At 74.4% G+C, this 16,931-nt stretch carries 16 protein-coding genes; 9 read left to right on the forward strand and 7 right to left on the reverse strand.

Translation table 11 applies throughout. The features are described from left to right. Window positions 1-3: 3 nt before the first annotated feature. From ABD994_RS10405 to ABD994_RS10415, 3 genes are all read right to left on the reverse strand, one after another. Window positions 4-420, reverse strand: a complete 417-nt coding sequence (locus tag ABD994_RS10405; RefSeq protein ID WP_345413805.1) for an SRPBCC family protein — start codon at window positions 418-420, stop codon at window positions 4-6. A 72-nt stretch (window positions 421-492) separates the two neighbouring features. Further along, on the reverse strand, window positions 493-1,380 hold the full coding sequence (bla, locus tag ABD994_RS10410; RefSeq protein WP_345413808.1) for a class A beta-lactamase: 888 nt from the start codon (window positions 1,378-1,380) through the stop codon (window positions 493-495). Then, on the reverse strand, window positions 1,377-1,847 hold the full coding sequence (locus tag ABD994_RS10415) for a pyridoxamine 5'-phosphate oxidase family protein (protein ID WP_345413811.1): 471 nt from the start codon (window positions 1,845-1,847) through the stop codon (window positions 1,377-1,379). Before ABD994_RS10415 ends, bla begins: the two co-directional genes overlap by 4 nt. A 98-nt stretch (window positions 1,848-1,945) precedes the next feature. On the opposite strand from ABD994_RS10415, the gene ABD994_RS10420 reads away from it, so the two are divergent. The 3 genes from ABD994_RS10420 to ABD994_RS10430 all read left to right on the forward strand — a co-directional run bounded on the left by ABD994_RS10420 (window position 1,946) and on the right by ABD994_RS10430 (window position 4,735). Further along, entirely contained in the window at window positions 1,946-2,494 is a 549-nt protein-coding gene (locus ABD994_RS10420) for an HdeD family acid-resistance protein (protein ID WP_345413814.1), read from the forward strand. 19 nt (window positions 2,495-2,513) lie between these two features. Beyond that, a complete protein-coding gene (locus ABD994_RS10425; RefSeq protein ID WP_345413816.1) occupies window positions 2,514-3,326 on the forward strand; it encodes a hypothetical protein in 813 nt (270 codons plus the stop codon). A gap of 272 nt (window positions 3,327-3,598) precedes the next feature. Further along, window positions 3,599-4,735 carry an alkaline phosphatase family protein gene (locus tag ABD994_RS10430; protein WP_345413818.1) on the forward strand — a complete coding sequence of 379 codons (1,137 nt, stop codon included), beginning with the start codon at window positions 3,599-3,601 and terminating at the stop codon, window positions 4,733-4,735. Here the strand turns inward: ABD994_RS10430 and ABD994_RS10435 are convergent. From ABD994_RS10435 to ABD994_RS10450, 4 genes are read right to left on the reverse strand one after another with little or no spacing between them, the layout of a single operon-like run. Next, window positions 4,720-7,104, reverse strand: coding sequence for an ATP-binding cassette domain-containing protein (locus tag ABD994_RS10435; RefSeq protein WP_345413820.1), 2,385 nt, complete (start codon window positions 7,102-7,104; stop codon window positions 4,720-4,722). The two genes, ABD994_RS10430 and ABD994_RS10435, sit on opposite strands and share 16 nt — an antisense overlap. A gap of 28 nt (window positions 7,105-7,132) precedes the next feature. Then, a complete protein-coding gene (locus tag ABD994_RS10440) occupies window positions 7,133-7,549 on the reverse strand; it encodes a VOC family protein (RefSeq protein WP_345413822.1) in 417 nt (138 codons plus the stop codon). 5 nt (window positions 7,550-7,554) lie between these two features. Next, entirely contained in the window at window positions 7,555-8,031 is a 477-nt protein-coding gene (locus tag ABD994_RS10445) for a helix-turn-helix transcriptional regulator (protein ID WP_345413824.1), read from the reverse strand. A gap of 7 nt (window positions 8,032-8,038) precedes the next feature. Continuing rightward, window positions 8,039-8,233, reverse strand: coding sequence for a hypothetical protein (locus ABD994_RS10450; RefSeq protein WP_345413825.1), 195 nt, complete (start codon window positions 8,231-8,233; stop codon window positions 8,039-8,041). Between the two features lie 110 nt (window positions 8,234-8,343). On the opposite strand from ABD994_RS10450, the gene glyA reads away from it, so the two are divergent. The 6 genes from glyA to ABD994_RS10480 are packed head-to-tail and all read left to right on the forward strand — an operon-like array spanning window position 8,344 to window position 16,930. After that, window positions 8,344-9,630: a serine hydroxymethyltransferase gene (gene glyA, locus ABD994_RS10455; RefSeq protein ID WP_345413827.1), complete on the forward strand. Its 1,287-nt coding sequence runs from the start codon at window positions 8,344-8,346 to the stop codon at window positions 9,628-9,630. Beyond that, the gene (locus tag ABD994_RS10460; RefSeq protein WP_345413829.1) at window positions 9,627-10,856 is read left to right on the forward strand and encodes a sarcosine oxidase subunit beta family protein; all 1,230 of its coding nucleotides are present in this window, start codon (window positions 9,627-9,629) and stop codon (window positions 10,854-10,856) included. Before glyA ends, ABD994_RS10460 begins: the two co-directional genes overlap by 4 nt. 10 nt (window positions 10,857-10,866) lie before the next feature. Next, the gene (locus ABD994_RS10465) at window positions 10,867-11,139 is read left to right on the forward strand and encodes a sarcosine oxidase subunit delta (RefSeq protein WP_345413832.1); all 273 of its coding nucleotides are present in this window, start codon (window positions 10,867-10,869) and stop codon (window positions 11,137-11,139) included. Then, entirely contained in the window at window positions 11,136-13,877 is a 2,742-nt protein-coding gene (locus tag ABD994_RS10470; RefSeq protein ID WP_345413834.1) for a 2Fe-2S iron-sulfur cluster-binding protein, read from the forward strand. Before ABD994_RS10465 ends, ABD994_RS10470 begins: the two co-directional genes overlap by 4 nt. After that, entirely contained in the window at window positions 13,870-14,433 is a 564-nt protein-coding gene (locus ABD994_RS10475; protein WP_345413836.1) for a sarcosine oxidase subunit gamma, read from the forward strand. The genes ABD994_RS10470 and ABD994_RS10475 overlap by 8 nt, the downstream gene beginning before the upstream one ends. A 31-nt stretch (window positions 14,434-14,464) precedes the next feature. Next, a complete protein-coding gene (locus tag ABD994_RS10480) occupies window positions 14,465-16,930 on the forward strand; it encodes a GcvT family protein (protein ID WP_345413839.1) in 2,466 nt (821 codons plus the stop codon). Window position 16,931: the final 1 nt, after the last annotated feature.

Below are 16,931 nucleotides of genomic sequence, written 5' to 3' on the forward strand. Positions count from 1 at the left end.
GGGTCAGCGCGTCGACTCCGCCACGACGCCCGCGATCTCGGTGTCCACGTAGCCGCGGATCAGCCGACCCATGAGCACACCCACGACGGCGAGGGGACCCGTCTGCCGGAACCCCAGCGTGATGCGGCTCCGGCCCTCGCCGAGGGGGTCGATCGTGTGCCACGCCGTGCTGTACAGACCCGGGGCGGGCGACTCCCACGTGTAGGACCGGCCGGGCTCGAGCTCCGTGACCTGCCACGTCGCCGGCGGGAGCCGCGGTTGCTCGATCCGGACCCGGCCTCCCACCGCGAGCGTCGTCCCGTCCACGAGCCGCACCCGGCGCATCGACGACGTCCAGGTCGGCATCCGTTCGACGTCCGCGATCACCGCCCAGACGCGGTCGCTCCCGGCGTCGACGTCCCGGCTCACCGTGTACTCCACGAGGCACCTCCCACCACCGGCAGCATCGTCCTCGACGATGACGCCGGGCGGCAGCGCGCGGTGACACCCGGCCTACAGCCCACCCAGCGCGAGACGCGTCGCCTCCGCGATGGTCTCGCGGCCGTTGGTGCTCGCCGGGTCGGTCGGGGTGGTGTACACCGCGAGGACCAGCGGCGGCCGTCCCGGCGGCCAGGCGACGGCGACGTCGTGGCTCTCACCCTGCGCGCCCGAGCCGGTCTTGTCGCCCACCCGCCACCCGGGCGGCAGGCCCGCTCGGATCTGGCGGGTGCCGGTGGTGGTCGCGACCATCCAGCCGGTCAGCAGGTCCCGCCCCGCAGGGTCGAGCGCCGGCCCGAGCACCAGGGCCTGCAGATCGGCGACCATCTGCTGTGGGGTGCTCGTGTCCCGCTCGTCGCCCGGCGCGGTCTCGTTGAGCTCCGGCTCGAGCCGGTCGAGGCGCGTCACGGCGTCGGGGAGCGTGCGCACGAACGCGGTGCTCGCCGCCGGGCCGCCCAGGAGGCCGGTGAGGAGGTTGACGGCGGTGTTGTCGCTGACCGTGATCGCCGCCTCGCAGAGGGCCGCGACGGTCATCCCGGTGTCCACGGAACGCGACGTCGTCGGCGCGTACTCCAGCAGGTCGGCCCGGGTGTAGCGGACCGTGCGCTCGAGCAGTCCCGGGTCGTCGAGTCGCCGCCGCAGCACCGCGGCGACCACCAGCACCTTGGCCGTCGAGCACATCAGCACCCGCTCGTCGGCGCGGTGCCGCACGGCGCGGCCGGTGCCGGTGTCCAGCGCGACCAGCCCGATCCGCCGGCCGGAGCGCCGCTCGAGATCGTCGAGAGCGGGTCCGGGATCGGGGGGCGACGGGGCCGGCGCCGGCGGTGTCGAGGTGGTCGTGCAGCCCACGAGCACCGACGCCGCCGCTCCGAGGCCTCCGAGGAGCACGGTCCGGCGGATCACCCGCGGGACGGTAGCGACCGGTACTCGAGACCGGCGGACGTGCCGCGCCAGGCGACGAGCCGGTCCAGCACGACGACGATCGGCGTCGAGAACGTCATCAGCCACGCGTCGAGCGGCTGGTCGCCGAGCAACGGCGCGTACTTGCGACCGAACGCGTCGAGGGCGTCGTCGACCTCGCCGAGCTCCGACAGCCGCGCTCGCCCGCCACCGGTGACGACGTCGGCGCCCTGACCGGCCGTGTCGAGCGCGACGCTGACCTCGGCGTGGACCCGCAGGTGGCCGACCTTGGCGGTGTCGGGGCGGCTGAAGACCGTGAGGACCGGGTCCGCCCACGCGAACCACACCGGGACGGTGTGCGGCCGCCCGTCCCCGTCCACCGTGCCCAGCCAGATGATCGGTTCGGTCGCGAGCCGCTCGCCGGCGTGGGCGTCCACGGCGACGGTCGGGTCGAGCAACGGGTCGGTCATGACCGCATCGCAACAGGCCGGTCAAGCGCGCCCCCTCGACACGGGGCGATCACGGCGATTCGATGTTCCGCAAACGGACGGGCGAGGGGAGCGTGGACATGACCAGCGCAGTCGGAGGACCGGGGGTTCGCCGTGCGGAGAGTGGCTGGGGCTGGGTCCTGGCGTCCGGGATCCTCGGGATCCTGGTCGGGGTGGTCGCGCTGTTCTTCCCCGGCCTGACCATCCTCACCGCGGCGTTCGTCCTCGGCATCGGCCTGATCGTCCAGGGCGCCCTGGAGATCGGCGTCGCCTGGCGCGCCGAGACCGGCTCGACGGGACGCGGGTGGCTCGCCGCGTTCGGGGTGCTCGCGCTCGTGGCCGGCATCCTGGTGCTGTTCCAGCCCGGCGGCGGCATCCTCGTGCTCGTCTGGGGCCTCATCCTGTGGTTCGTCATCGCCGGGGTGCACGACCTGCTCGTGGGCTTCTCCCAGAGCGGCCACCGCGTCTGGAACATCGCGCTCGGCGTGCTGAGCATCATCGTCGCGTTCATCCTGCTCGTCTCGCCCGGCACGGCGGTCGGCCTCCTCGCGATCATGATCGCGCTGGGCTTCCTGTTCCGCGGCGCCATGGACATCGGTCTCGCCCTGAGCATGCGCCGCTCCGCCTGACGGAGGGGACAGTGAGGGGATGGACGAGCGCGAGACCGTCGGGCGCCGCTACGGCGAGCACCTGACCGACTGCGACCTGCTGGCCCTCGCCGACGGGGAGGCCGACCGGGTGCCGGCGCTGCGCCGGCACCCGGAGCTGGTCCTCGACCTGCTCGACCGACCCGCGGTCGCCGACGCCGTCCTCGCCTCGCAGCGGGACGACCGCGAACGCTTCCGGCACGTCAGCCCGTTCCTCGTGTTCGCCGCCGCCGTGCACCGCACCGCCGGAGCGCTGGTCGGTCGCCTGCACGCCCCCGACCGGACGGCGCCGCGGTCGCGGGTGCCGATCTTCGACGGGCCGTGGCTCGCCGCCTTCGCCGCGGAGCCCGCGCACCGCTTCTTCCTCGTCGAGCTGCTCGCCTCCTACTCCCGGTTGGCCTCGGGCGTGGTGTGGCGGCGCGACGAGCAGGGCGCCCGACGGCAGCGGTGGGACGAGCTCGACCTGCCGGCGCTCGCGGGTCTGCTGGCCGCGGTGCCCGCCGACCAGCAGCCGGGGGTGTGGCGACGGATCGGCGACGGCGCGCTGTTCCTGGCCGGCGTCTTCCCGGAGTACGCCGAGCGCACCTTCGGCGGCCCGGGCGTCGCGCGGCTGACCCGGCTCACCGGGCCGCGGGACGGCCCGGTCACCGAGCTCCTCGAGGAGCTGGCCGGGCGCGCCTACGCCCACGCCGGGGACGCGGTCCCGGCCGGCGTCGCCGCCGAGCCGCACCTCGCGCGGCGGGTGCTGGCCCTCGTCGCCGACCGGTACCTCTTCCCGTCCGGTCCCGGCGGCGTGCTCAGCGCCGGACGGTGACCGGCGGCGCCGGATGCGCGGGTCCGGCCCAGCGGCACGCGAGGACGTCCCACCAGCACGACCGGTCGTGGACGTGGCCGGTCCGCCGGGGTCGCGTCGGGGTCGGCGTGGGAGTGGGTCGGACGGGTGCCTCGACGGACATGGTGGCCTCCTTCGGTCGCCGAGAGCCATGACGGTGACACTGCGTAGACGAGATCGCCATCGTCATTCACTCGAACGGTCGTACGTATCTTCGCGGCCCGCCGTGGCGCGGCATCCGCGAGAATGCGTAGGTGGCCCCGGACGCTGTGGACCCCGTGCTGCCCCGTCCCGACCGGCCCGGTCTGCCGGACGTCCTGCCCTCGCTGCTGGCGAGCGTGTCCGGCACCGGCGGCGCCTTCGCGCTGCCGCCCGCGCGCGCCGCGGCGCTGCTGCTCGTCGACGGGCTGGGGCACGCCCTCCTGCACGACCACGCCGCCGACGCCCCGTTCCTCGCGGCCATGGCCGAGGCCGGGCCGCTGACCGTCGGTTTCCCGAGCAGTACCCCGATCAGCGTCACCACGCTGGGCACCGGCCTGCCGCCCGGGGCCCACGGCACGATCGGGGTCCGGTTCCGCGTCGACGGGAGCCTGCTCGACGCGCTGACCTGGACCGCCGACGGGCACGACGCGCGGAAGACGCTCGTCCCGGAGACCGTGCAGTCGCGGGCGACGGTGTTCGAGCGGGCCGCCGCCGACGACGTGGCGTCGACCGTCGTGTCCGACCGCGCCTTCCGCGAGTCCGGCCTGACCCGCTCGGCGCTGCGCGGCGCCCGCTACCGCGGGGTCGGCGCCTTCGGTGACCTCGCCGACGAGCTGCTCGACGCCCTCGCCCGCCCCGGCCGCCAGCTGGTCTACGCCTACCACGCCGACCTCGACCAGCTCGGGCACCTGCGCGGCCCCGGCTCGCGGGCCTGGCGCTGGCAGCTCCGGCAGATCGACCGGCTCGTCGAGCAGCTCGCCGCCGAGCTCCCGGACGGCGCGCTGCTCGCCGTCACCGCCGACCACGGCATGGTCACCGTCGACCGCCGCCACGACGCCGACACCGACCCCGACCTGCGCGCCGGGGTCGCGCTCCTGGGCGGCGACCCGCGGGCCCGCCTGGTCTACGCGCAGGAGGGCGCCGCCGCCGACGTCCTCGCCACCTGGTCCGCGGTGCTCGGCGACGACGCCTGGGTGCTGCCGGGTGAGGAGGCCGTCGCGCGGGGCTGGTTCGGCCCGGTCGGCCACGGCCTCCTGTCCCGCGTGCCCGACGTCGTCGTGGCCCTGCGCGATACCGCCGCCGTGGTGCGCTCCGAGGCCGAGGCGGTGCTCTCGCGCCTGCCCGGCCAGCACGGCTCGGTGACCGCGGCGGAGATGGAGGTCCCGCTGCTGGTTCAGACCCCCACGTAGGTCGCGAGGTGCTGCCCGGTCAGCGTCGACCGGGCGGCGACGAGCTCGGCCGGGGTCCCCTCGAACACCACCCGGCCGCCGTCGTGGCCGGCGCCGGGGCCGAGGTCGATGATCCGGTCGGCGTGGGCCATCACCGCCTGGTGGTGCTCGATGACGATCACCGACCGGCCGGCGTCCACGAGGCGGTCCAGCAGCGCGAGCAGCTGCTCGACGTCGGCGAGGTGCAGGCCGGTGGTCGGCTCGTCGAGCACGTAGACCTCGCCCGACTCGCCCATCTGCACCGCGAGCTTGAGCCGCTGGCGCTCGCCGCCGGACAATGTCGTCAGGGGCTGGCCGAGCGTCAGGTACCCGAGCCCCACGTCGGCGAGCCGCTCGAGGATCCGGTGGGCCGCCGGCGTCCGCGCCTCGCCGCTGCCGAAGAAGGCGGCGGCGGTGTCGACCGACATCGCGAGCACCTCGCTGATGTCCTGCCCGCCGAGGCGGTACTCGAGCACGGCGGCGTCGAACCGTCGGCCCTCGCAGACCTCGCACACCGTCGAGACCCCGGCCATGATGCCGAGGTCGGTGTAGATCACCCCGGCGCCGTTGCAGTTGGGGCACGCGCCCTCGGAGTTGGCGCTGAACAGGGCGGGCTTGACCCCGTTGGCCTTGGCGAACGCCTTGCGGACGGGCTCGAGCAGACCGGTGTACGTCGCGGGGTTGCTGCGCCGCGAGCCCTTGATGGGGGCCTGGTCGACGACCACGACACCCTCGCGCGACGCCACCGACCCGTGGATCAGGGAGCTCTTCCCCGACCCGGCGACGCCGGTGATCGCGACGAGCACGCCGAGCGGGATGTCGACGTCGACGCCCTGCAGGTTGTGGGTGTCGGCGCCGCGCACCTCCAGCGCGCCGGTCGGCGTGCGGACCTCCGCCTTGAGCGTCGCCCGGTCGTCGAGGTGGCGTCCGGTGAGCGTGCCGCTGCGGCGCAGGCCGTCCAGCGAACCCTCGTAGACGATCTCGCCGCCCGCCGCGCCGGCGCGCGGGCCGAGGTCGACCACGTGGTCGGCGATGGCGATCGTCTCGGGCTTGTGCTCGACGACCAGCACGGTGTTGCCCTTGTCCCGCAGCCGCAGCAGCAGGGTGTTCATGCGGTCGATGTCGTGCGGGTGCAGGCCGATGGTGGGCTCGTCGAAGACGTACGTGACGTCGGTGAGCGCCGAGCCGAGGTGGCGGATCATCTTCGTGCGCTGCGCCTCGCCGCCCGAGAGCGTGCCGGCCGGGCGGTCGAGCGACAGGTAGCCCAGGCCGATCTCGACGAAGGAGTCCAGGGTCGCCGACAGCGACTCGAGCAGCGGACCCACGGACGGCTCGTCCAGCCCCCGGACCCACTCGGCGAGGTCGCTGATCTGCATCGCCGAGACCTCGCCGATGTGCCGCCCCGCGATCAGCGAGGAGCGCGCCGCCTCGGACAGGCGCGTCCCGCCGCACTCGGGGCAGGAGGCGAAGACGACCGCGCGCTCGACGAACGCCCGGATGTGCGGCTGCATCGCCTCCGGGTCCTTCGACAGCATCGACTTCTGGATCTGCGGGATCAGCCCCGTGTAGGTCAGGTTGATGCCGTCGATCTTGAGCTTGGTCGGCTCCCGGTAGAGCAGATCGTCGAGCTGCTTGCGGGTGAAGTCCCGGATGGGCGTGTCCGGGTCGAAGAAGCCGGTGCCGCGCAGGATGCGGCCGAACCAGCCGTCCATGCTCATGCCGGGGATGGTGATGGCGCCGTCGTTGATCGACTTGCTGTCGTCGTAGAGCGCGGTGAGGTCGAAGTCCGACGCCGTGCCTCGGCCCTCGCACCGCGGGCACATGCCCCCGGTGATGCTGAACTCGCGGCGTTCCTTCGTCTCCCGCCCGCCCTTGGTCAGCGTGACCGCCCCGGCGCCGCTGATCGACGCGACGTTGAACGAGAAGGCCTGCGGCCCGCCGATGTGCGGTCGGCCGAGGCGGCTGAACAGGACGCGCAGCATCGCACCGGTGTCGGTCGCGGTGCCGACGGTCGAGCGCACGTCACCGCCCATCCGCTCCTGCCCGACGACGATGGCCGTGGTCAGCCCGTCGAGGACGTCGACGTCGGGGCGGTCCATGGTCGGCATGAAGCCCTGGATGAAGGTGCTGTACGTCTCGTTGATCATCCGCTGCGACTCGGCGGCGATCGTCGAGAACACCAGCGAGCTCTTGCCCGAGCCGGACACGCCCGTGAACACGGTCAGCCGCCGCTTGGGCAGCGCGACGTCCACGTCCTTGAGGTTGTTCTCGCGGGCGCCCCGCACGCGCAGGAGGTCGTGGCCGTCCGCGGCGTGCAGGGTGGGCGCGTCCGGCTCCGTGGCCGTGCTCATCGGGTCTCCGTCCTGGCGGCGGGGTCGGTCACTTCACCTCGAAGATGCGGATCATGCTGCCCGCGGGGTCGCGGAAGGCGGCGTCGCGGATGCCCCACGGCTGCTCGGTGGGCTCCTGGACGACCTCCGCGTCGCCGGCCGCCACGCGCTCGAACGTGCCGTCGAGGTCACGGGTGGCGAGGTTGATCGACGCGAAGGTCCCCTTGGCCATCAGCTCGGCGACGGTCTGCCGCTCCTCGTCGGTCAGCCCCGGCTGGGCCGACGGCGGGTAGAGCACGATCGAGGTGCCGGGCTGGTCGGGCGGCCCGACGGTGAGCCAGTGCAGCCCGTTCCACTCGACGTCGTTGCGGACCTCGAAGCCCAGGGTGTCGCGGTAGAAGGCGAGCGAGGCGTCGTTGTCGGTGTGGGGGAGGAAGGCCTGGTGGATGGTGAGGTCGGTGCTCATGCGGCTCACGCTAGGGGCGTGCCGGCGGCCCGGACTTCTCGATTCCTGACCGGTCGGGTGACCTGCTTGGCGACGCACGGCGGCATGCCCGGGCCCGGCCCGGCGTGCTCCTTGCGGTAGACGCCCGGTGAGACGCCGACGAGCTCGGTGAAGCGCGTGGTGAACGTGCCCAGCGACGACGACCCGACGGCGAAGCAGACCTCGGTGACGCTCATGTCGCCGCGCCGCAGCAACGCCATCGCCCGCTCGACGCGGCGGGTCATGAGGTAGCTGTAGGGCGACTCGCCGTAGGCCCGGCGGAACGCCCGGCTGAGGTGCCCGGCCGACCAGTGCACCCCACGCGCCAGCGCCTCGACGTCGAGCGGCCGGGTGTACTCGCGGTCGATCCGGTCGCGGACACGCCGCAGCCGCGCAAGGTCCTGCAGGTGCTGGGCTCCGGTGGCGATGTCCGCATCCTGCCCGGGCGTTCCCGGCGCGTCCACGACCCGCTCAGGTCGGGCGGAACTCCGCCCACACGCAGCCCGGCTCGGCGACGTCGGCGACGTGCAGTTCGTAGCCGTGGCGCCGGGCGATCGCCGCCGCCTCGGCACGGTGGCGGTCGGGGATGGTCAGCCCGACCCGCTCGCGGCGGAGCCGGGCGGCCAGCTGGCGGTCCAGCAGGCCCATGTCGTCGCGCGTCCCCATCTCCTGGCCTCCTCGCTCGTCGGGTGCCCTCGAGTGTTGACCCTGCTCGGCTCTGGTGTCTACAGTCCTCGACGTCAGATATATCAGTCGGCTACCAAGAGGATCGCCGCATGACGATCACGGCCATCTCCGACCCGGCGCTCCTCGACCGGTCCCTCGCCGAGGTCGACCCCGAGGTCCACGCCCAGGTCACCCGCGAGCTCGACCGCCAGCGCCGGACGCTCGAGATGATCGCCAGCGAGAACGTCGCGCCGGCCGCGGTGATGGCCGCCCAGGGCTCGGTGCTCACCAACAAGTACGCCGAGGGCTACCCCGGGCGGCGCTACTACGGCGGCTGCGAGCACGTCGACGTCGTCGAGCAGCTGGCGATCGACCGGGTCACGGACCTCTTCGGCGCCGCCCACGCCAACGTGCAGCCGCACTCGGGCGCCCAGGCCAACGCCGCGGTGATGGCCGCCCTGCTCCGGCCCGGCGACACGATCCTGGGGCTGGCGCTCGCGCACGGCGGCCACCTGACCCACGGCATGCACCTCAACTTCTCCGGCCGTCTCTACGACGCGGTCGCCTACCACGTGCGCCCCGACGACCACCGCGTCGACATGGACGAGGTCGCCCGCCTGGCCCGCGAGCACCGGCCGGCGATGATCGTCGCGGGCTGGTCGGCCTACCCGCGGCAGCTCGACTTCGCCGCGTTCCGCGCGATCGCCGACGAGGTCGGGGCCCATCTGCTCGTCGACATGGCGCACTTCGCGGGCCTGGTGGCCGCGGGCCTGCACCCCTCGCCGGTGCCGCACGCCCACGTCGTCACCTCGACGACGCACAAGACGCTCGGCGGCCCCCGCGGCGGTTTCGTGCTGACGTCGGACCCCGCGATCGCCAAGAAGGTCAACTCGGCGGTCTTCCCCGGCCAGCAGGGCGGCCCGCTCGAGCACGTCATCGCGGCCAAGGCCGTGGCCTTCGGGCTCGCGGGCACCCCGGCGTTCCGGGAGCGCCAGCAGCGGACCCTGGACGGCGCCCGCCTCCTGGCCGTCCGCCTCATCGCCGACGGCGTCGGCGTGGTCTCCGGTGGCACCGACGTCCACCTCGTCCTCGTCGACCTGCGGGACTCGGACCTCGACGGCCGGCAGGCCGAGGACCGCCTGCACCGCGTCGGGGTGACGGTCAACCGCAACGCCGTCCCGTTCGACCCGCGCCCGCCGATGGTCAGCTCCGGCGTCCGCATCGGCACCGCCGCGCTCGCCACCCGCGGCTTCGGCGCCGACGACTTCGCCGAGGTCGCCGACGTCATCGCCCGCGCCCTGCGCCCGGCCGTCACCGAGGACGAGCTCGACCTCCTCGCCGACCGCGTCGCCGTCCTCGCCGACCGCCACCCCCTCTACCCGGAGCTGCCGGTATGACGCCCACCCCGCCCGGCGCGCACCTGCCGGAGCACCCGGACCGCCTCTGGACCGCGACGGAGCCGAACCGCTCCTACGACGTCGTCATCGTCGGTGGCGGCGGGCACGGGCTGGCCACCGCGCACTACCTGGCGAAGCTGGGCATCACCGACGTCGCCGTGCTCGAGAAGGGCTGGCTCGCCGGCGGCAACATGGCCCGCAACACCACGCTGATCCGCTCCAACTACCTGTGGGACGAGTCGGCGGGCATCTACGACCGGGCCCTCCAGCTCTGGGAGGGGCTCGAGGACGACCTCGGCTACCCGATCCTGTTCAGCCAGCGCGGCGTGCTCAACCTCGCGCACACCGAGCAGGACGTGCGCGATTCCGTGCGCCGGGTGGAGGCCAACAAGCTCAACGGCATCGACGCCGAGTGGCTCGGCCCCGACGAGGTGGCGAAGGTCTGCCCGATCGTCAACGTCTCGGCCGACATCCGCTACCCGGTAGCGGGCGCGACGTTCCAGCCGCGCGCGGGCATCGCCAAGCACGACTACGTCGCCTGGGGCTTCGCGCGCCGCGCCGACGAGGCCGGCATCGACATCGTCGAGGACTGCGAGGTCACCGGCTTCAGCACCGACGGCGACCGCGTCACCGGCGTGCGCACCACCCGCGGCGACATCGCCGCCGGCACCGTCGCGCTGTGCGCCGCGGGGCACACGTCGGTGCTGCTCGACATGCTCGGCGTGCCCGCGCCGCTGCAGTCGCACCCGCTGCAGGCCCTGGTCTCCGAGCTCCTCGAGCCCGTGCACCCGACGATCGTCATGTCCAACGCCGTGCACGTGTACGTGTCGCAGGCGCACAAGGGCGAGCTGGTGATGGGCGCCGGCGTGGACGGCTACAACGGCTACGGCCAGCGCGGCGCGTTCCACGTCATCGAGCGGCAGATGGCCGCCGCGGTGGAGCTCTTCCCCGTGTTCGCCCGCGCCCACCTGCTGCGCAGCTGGGCCGGGATCGTCGACGTCACGCCGGACGCGAGCCCGATCGTCGGGCACACGCCCTACGAGAACGTCTTCCTCAACTGCGGCTGGGGCACCGGCGGCTTCAAGGCCACGCCCGGCATCGGATGGGCGTTCGCCGACACCGTCGCCCACGGCCGTCCCCACCCGCTGGTCGCGCCGTTCGGGCTCGACCGCTTCACCACCGGGGCGCTCGTCGACGAGCACGGCGCCGCGGCCGTGGCGCACTAGGAGGTCCGAGATGCAGCTGATCACCTGCCCCTGGTGCGGCCCCCGCGAGGAGATCGAGTTCTCCTACGGCGGCCAGGCCCACGTGCCCTACCCGGCCGACCCGTCGGCGCTCGACGACGAGGCCTGGGCCCGCTTCGTGTTCTTCCGCGACAACCCCAAGGGGCCGTTCACCGAGCGCTGGGTCCACACCGCGGGGTGCCGGCGCTGGTTCACCGCGGTCCGCGACACCCGCACCCACCGCTTCCTCGGCACCCCCCGGATGAGCACGGAGCTGACGTCATGAGCCGCGTCGACGGATACGGCCGCATCGACCGCACCCGCACGGTGACCATCACCGTCGATGGTGTCGCGTACACCGGGCACCCCGGCGACACCGTCGCCTCGGTGCTGCTCGCCCACGACGCCCGGCCCGCGACGACGAGCGTCAAGCTCGGACGGCCCCGCGGCATCACCGGCTCCTGGACCGAGGAGCCCACCGGGCTGATCCAGGTCGAGGAGCCCTTCCCGGAGCCGATGCTGCAGGCCACGACGGTCGAGGCCGTCGACGGGCTCGTCGTGCGCGGGGTCAACGGGCAGGGCCGGCTCTCGCAGGTCGCCGACCACGCCCGCTACGACCGCCGCCACCGGCACACCGACGTCGTGGTGGTCGGCGCCGGCCCGGCCGGGCTGGTCGCCGCGCGGGACGCCGCGCGCCGCGGCGAGGACGTCGTGCTCCTCGACGACCGGCCCGCGCCCGGGGGCAGCCTCACCGGCACCGAGGTGATCGACGGCCGCCCCGCGCTCGCGTGGGTCGACGACGTCGTCGCCGCGCTCGCCGCCTCCCCGACCGTCACGCACCTCCAGCGGACCACCGCGTTCGGCCACCACGACGACGGCTTCGTCCTCGCCCTCGAGCGCTGCACCGACGGCCGCACCCGGCAGCGCGTGCACCGCGTCCGCGCCGCCCGGGTCGTGATCGCGGCCGGGGCGATCGAGCGGCCGTACGTCATCGAGGACGGCGACCGGCCCGGGGTCGTGCTGGCCTCGGCCGCGCGCGACCTGCTGCACCGCCACGGCGTGCTCGCCGGGCGCGAGGTCGTCGTGGCGACCACCAACGACTCCGCCTACGCCGCCGCGGTCGACCTGCGCGACGCGGGCGCGGCCGTGCGGGTGGTCGACGCCCGCGACGAGGCCCCGGCCGCGTGGGCCCGGCGCTGCGCCGAGCGCTCGATCGGGATCACCACCGGCGCGACGGTGCGCGGCACCCGCGGCGAGGAGCACGTCACCGCGGCGGTCGTGGGTGACGAGGAGGTCCCCTGCGACCTGCTGCTGCTCTCCGGGGGCTGGACCCCGACCGCCCACCTGTTCAGCCATGTGGGCGGCCGCCTGGCCTACGACGCCGGCATCGGCGCCTACCGCCCGGCCGAGCGCCTGGACGGCGTCGAGGTGGTCGGCGCGGCCAACGGCACGCTCGCGCTGGCCGACGTCCTGCGCGAGGCCGGCGGGCCCGACGCGCCGACGGCGCCGGCGGAGGAGGCGGCGCCGCCGCGGGTCCTCTGGCGCGCCGAGGGCGACCCGGCCCGCCAGTTCGTCGACGCCGCGCGCGACGCCACCGTCGCCGACGTGGCGCGGGCCGTCGCCGCCGGGATGACCCACCCCGAGCACGTCAAGCGCTACACGACCATCGGCACCGCGCACGACCAGGGCAAGACGTCCGGGGTACTGGCCGTCGGGATCATCGCGGAGCTCACCGGCCGCCCGCTCGCGGAGCTCGGGCCGACGACGTTCCGCCCGCCGTACACGCCGGTCGCCTTCGCGGCGCTCGCCGGGCGCGAGCGGGGCGACCTCTTCGACCCGGTGCGCACGACGCCCCTGCACGGCTGGCACGTCGCGGCCGGCGCGGAGTTCGAGGCCGTCGGGCAGTGGCAGCGCGCGCGGTACTACCCGCGGGCCGGCGAGGACATGACCGCCGCGGTGCTGCGCGAGTGCGCGGCGGTGCGCGGCGGCGTCGGGATCATGGACGCCTCGACGCTCGGGTGCATCGACGTCCGCGGCCCGGACGCCGGGGAGCTGCTCGACCGGCTCTACACGAACATGATGTCCAGCCTGAAGGTCGGCCGCGTGCGCTACGGCGTCGTGTGCGGCAACGACGGCATGGTGCGCGACGACGGCACGGTGCTGCGCCTGGCCGACGACCGCTTCCTCGTCACGACCACCACCGGCAACGCCGCCGCGGTGCTCGACGCGATGGAGGAGTGGCTCCAGACCGAGTGGACCGACCTGCGGGTGCGCCTGACCTCGGTCACCGACCACTGGTCGATCATGGCCGTCGCCGGCCCGCGGTCCCGCGACGTCGTCGGTGCGGTGTTCGGTGACCTCGACGTCTCGAACGACGCGTTCGGCTTCATGACCTGGCGCGACACCGTCCTGGACGGGACGCCGGTGCGCGTCGCGCGCATCTCGTTCTCCGGCGAGCTGGCCTACGAGGTGCACGTCAGCGCGTGGCACGCGCCGGCGGTGTGGGACCGGCTGGTGGCCGCGGGGGAGCGCTACGGCATCACGCCCTACGGCACCGAGACGATGCACGTCCTGCGGGCCGAGAAGGGCTACCCGATCATCGGGCAGGACACCGACGGCACCGTCACGCCCCACGACCTGGGGATGAGCTGGGCGGTCTCGACGAAGAAGCCCGACTTCGTCGGCAAGCGCTCGTTCGCCCGCCCGGCCAACCGGGACCCGGCGCGCAAGCAGCTGGTCTCCCTGCTGCCCGACGACGCGGCGACGCTGCTGCCCGAGGGCTCGCAGATCGTCGAGCTCCGGGCCGACGGCCGGCTGCCCGCCCCGCCGGTGCCGATGCTCGGGCACGTCACCTCCAGCTACCGCAGTGCCGAGCTCGGGCGGCCGTTCGCGCTCGCGCTCGTCAAGGGCGGCCGCGACCGCGTCGGCGAGACCGTCCACGTGCCCGTCGCGGGCGAGCTGGTGCCCGCCCGCATCGGGCCCACCGTCCTCGTCGACCCCGAAGGAGCCCGCCGCGATGGCTGACACGCTCCCGATCACGCACCCGCTCGAGAGCCGCCGCGAGCTGCTCGCCTCGGTCACGGGGCCGGTCCGCCTCGAGCTCGACGACCCGGTCGCGGCCGCCGACCTGCGGATCGACCCGTCCGGGGTCGACGCCGTCGCCGACGCGGCCGGCGGCGCCCTCCCGATGCGGCCCGAGAGCTGGACACCGCTGCCCGACGGGCTCGCCGTGCGCCTCGGCCCCGACGAGTGGCTGCTTGCGTCGGCGACGGCCCGGCCGGACGAGTGGGAGCGCCGCCTCGACGCGGCCGCGGCCCCCGCCGGCGGCACGGCCGTCGACGTCTCCGCGCAGCGGACGTCGGTTCGCCTGCGTGGTCCTGGGGCGCGGGCGCTACTCGCCGCCGGCTGCGCGATCGACCTGCGGCCGGCGTCGTTCCCCCGCGGACGCAGCGCCCAGACGCTGCTGGGCCAGGCGCCCGTCCTGCTCGTCGCCCACGCCGACGACGACCTGCAGGTCCTCGTCCGACCCTCCTTCGCCGGCGCCGTCGTCGACCTGCTCGTCGACGCCACCCAGGCCTGACCCGCCCCACCACGTCTGAGAAGAGACGCTCATGAGCACCACCCCCCGCGTCGTCGTCATCGGAGCCGGGATCGTCGGCGCGAACCTCGCCGACGAGCTCACCGAGCGCGGCTGGACCGACGTCACCGTCCTCGACCAGGGACCGCTGCCGCTGACCGGCGGGTCGACCTCCCATGCGCCGGGCCTGGTGTTCCAGACCAACGCGTCGCGGACCATGAGCGCCTTCGCCTCGTACACGGTGGAGAAGTTCCTGGGGCTCGAGGTCGACGGCGCCTGGTGCTTCAACCAGGTCGGCGGTCTCGAGGTCGCCACCACCCCCGCCCGCCTCGCCGACCTGCACCGCAAGGCCGGCTGGGCCGCCTCGCGCGGCATCCCCGCCACGGTGGTCGACGTCGAGGAGTGCGTGCGCCGGCACCCGCTGATCGACCCGGAGCGGATCCTCGGCGGACTGCACACCCCCACCGACGGGCTCGCCAAGGCCTCCCGGGCGGTCACCGCGCTGATGCGCCGCGCGCAGGCGCGGGGAGCGGTGTTCCGCGGGTCGACGCGCGTCACCGGCGTCGCGCAGCAGGGCGGTCGCGTGACCGGCGTGAAGACCGACGCCGGCGTGGTGCCCGCGGACGTCGTGGTGTCGTGCGCCGGGTTCTGGGGCCCGGCGATCGGCGCGATGGTCGGCATGCGCGTGCCGCTGCTGCCGCTCGCCCACCAGTACGCGTTCACCGGGCAGGTGCCGCCGCTGGTCGGGCGGAACGACGAGGCGGTCGAGGCGCGGCTGCCGATCCTGCGCCACCAGGACCAGGACCTGTACTACCGCGAGCACGGCGACCGCCTCGGCATCGGCTCCTACGCCCACCGCCCCATGCCGGTCTCGCTGGGCGAGCTGCCGGACGTCGACGACGTCACCGCCGCGCGCCAGCCCTCGATGCTGCCGTTCACCGAGGACGACTTCGCGCCGCAGTGGGAGCAGAGCGTCGCGCTGCTGCCCTCGCTGGCCGACACCAAGGTCGAGGAGGGCTTCAACGGCGTCTTCTCGTTCACCCCCGACGGCGGGCCGCTGATCGGCGAGTCGTCCGAGGTCGCGGGCTTCTGGGTGGCGGAGGCGGTCTGGGTGACGCACTCGGCGGGCGTGGCCCACAGCGTCGCGCAGCTGCTCGTCGACGGGCGCAGCGAGATCGAGCTGCACGGCTGCGACGTGCACCGCTTCGAGGAGTTCCAGACGGCCGACGCCTACGTCGCCGAGACCGCGCAGCAGAACTTCGTCGAGATCTACGACGTCGTGCACCCGCGGCAGCCGCGGACCTCGCCGCGCGACGTGCGCACGAGCCCGTTCCACGCCCGCCAGGTCGAGCTCGGCGCGGTGTTCGGCGAGACGCGGGGCTGGGAGCGCCCGCAGTGGTTCGAGGCCAACGCCCCGCTGGTCGCCGAGCTGCCGGCCGCGTGGCGGCCGCCGACGCGGGACGCGTGGTCGGCGCGCTTCCACTCGCCGGTCGCCGCGGTGGAGGCGTGGAAGACGCGCACGGCGGTCGCGCTGTACGACATGACCCCGCTGACGCGCCTCGAGGTGTCCGGGCCCGGGGCCGTCGCGTTCCTCGACCGGCTCACCACGGGGAAGATGGACAAGAGCGTCGGGTCGGTCACCTACACGCTGCTGCTCGACGATGCCGGCGGCGTGCGCAGCGACGTCACCGTCGCCCGCCTGGGCGCGGACCTCTTCCAGGTCGGCGCCAACGGCCCGCTCGACGTGCACCACCTGCAGCAGGAGGCGGCGGGTCTCGACGTCACCGTGCGGGAGACCACCGGCGGGACGTGCTGCGTCGGCGTCTGGGGCCCCCTGGCCCGCGACCTCGTCGCGCCGCTCACCGACGCGGACCTCTCGCACGAGGGGCTCGGGTACTTCCGCTGCGTGCGCGCCGTCGTCGGCGGCGTCCCGGTGGTCGCGATGCGGGTGTCCTACGTCGGCGAGCTCGGCTGGGAGATCTACACCGGTGCCGAGTACGGGCTGCGCCTGTGGGACGTGCTGTGGCGGGCCGGGCAGCCGCTCGGCGTCGTCGCCGCGGGGCGCGCGGCGTTCGACAGCCTGCGCCTGGAGAAGGGCTACCGCAGCTGGGGCACGGACATGACCAGCGAGCACGACCCCTACGAGGCCGGCGTCGGGTTCGCGGTGCGGCCGGCGACCAAGGGCGAGTTCGTCGGGCGCGCGGCGCTCGAGGGCCGCTCCACCGCCACCCGCACGCGGGCGCTGACGTGCCTGACCGTCGACGACGGGGCGAGCGTCGTCGTCGGCGACGAGCCGGTGCTCGTCGACGGCGAGGTCGCCGGGTACGTCACCTCGGCGGCGTTCGGGCACACCATCGGCCGGCCCATCGCCTACGCCTGGCTGCCCGCGGGGCTGTCGCCGGGCGACGGCGTGGCGATCTCGTACTTCGGGCAGCCGATCCGTGCGACGGTCGCGAGCGAGCCGCTCGTCGACCCGGAGATGGCGCGCATCCGGCGCTGAC

The sequence above is a fragment of the Actinomycetospora chlora genome (assembly GCF_039542135.1).
Taxonomy (GTDB): Bacteria; Actinomycetota; Actinomycetes; order Mycobacteriales; family Pseudonocardiaceae; genus Actinomycetospora; species Actinomycetospora chlora.

Bases quoted from the DNA above. Each gene is read 5' to 3' on its own strand.
- ABD994_RS10450 (WP_345413825.1), bottom strand. From the start codon at position 8,233: ATGGGGACGCGCGACGACATGGGCCTGCTGGACCGCCAGCTGGCCGCC.
- ABD994_RS10470 (WP_345413834.1), top strand. From the start codon at position 11,136: ATGAGCCGCGTCGACGGATACGGCCGCATCGACCGCACCCGCACGGTG.
- ABD994_RS10415 (WP_345413811.1), bottom strand. From the start codon at position 1,847: ATGACCGACCCGTTGCTCGACCCGACCGTCGCCGTGGACGCCCACGCC.
- ABD994_RS10480 (WP_345413839.1), top strand. From the start codon at position 14,465: ATGAGCACCACCCCCCGCGTCGTCGTCATCGGAGCCGGGATCGTCGGC.
- glyA (WP_345413827.1), top strand. From the start codon at position 8,344: ATGACGATCACGGCCATCTCCGACCCGGCGCTCCTCGACCGGTCCCTC.
- ABD994_RS10440 (WP_345413822.1), bottom strand. From the start codon at position 7,549: ATGAGCACCGACCTCACCATCCACCAGGCCTTCCTCCCCCACACCGAC.
- ABD994_RS10435 (WP_345413820.1), bottom strand. From the start codon at position 7,104: ATGAGCACGGCCACGGAGCCGGACGCGCCCACCCTGCACGCCGCGGAC.
- ABD994_RS10465 (WP_345413832.1), top strand. From the start codon at position 10,867: ATGCAGCTGATCACCTGCCCCTGGTGCGGCCCCCGCGAGGAGATCGAG.
- ABD994_RS10420 (WP_345413814.1), top strand. From the start codon at position 1,946: ATGACCAGCGCAGTCGGAGGACCGGGGGTTCGCCGTGCGGAGAGTGGC.
- ABD994_RS10460 (WP_345413829.1), top strand. From the start codon at position 9,627: ATGACGCCCACCCCGCCCGGCGCGCACCTGCCGGAGCACCCGGACCGC.
- ABD994_RS10425 (WP_345413816.1), top strand. From the start codon at position 2,514: ATGGACGAGCGCGAGACCGTCGGGCGCCGCTACGGCGAGCACCTGACC.
- ABD994_RS10475 (WP_345413836.1), top strand. From the start codon at position 13,870: ATGGCTGACACGCTCCCGATCACGCACCCGCTCGAGAGCCGCCGCGAG.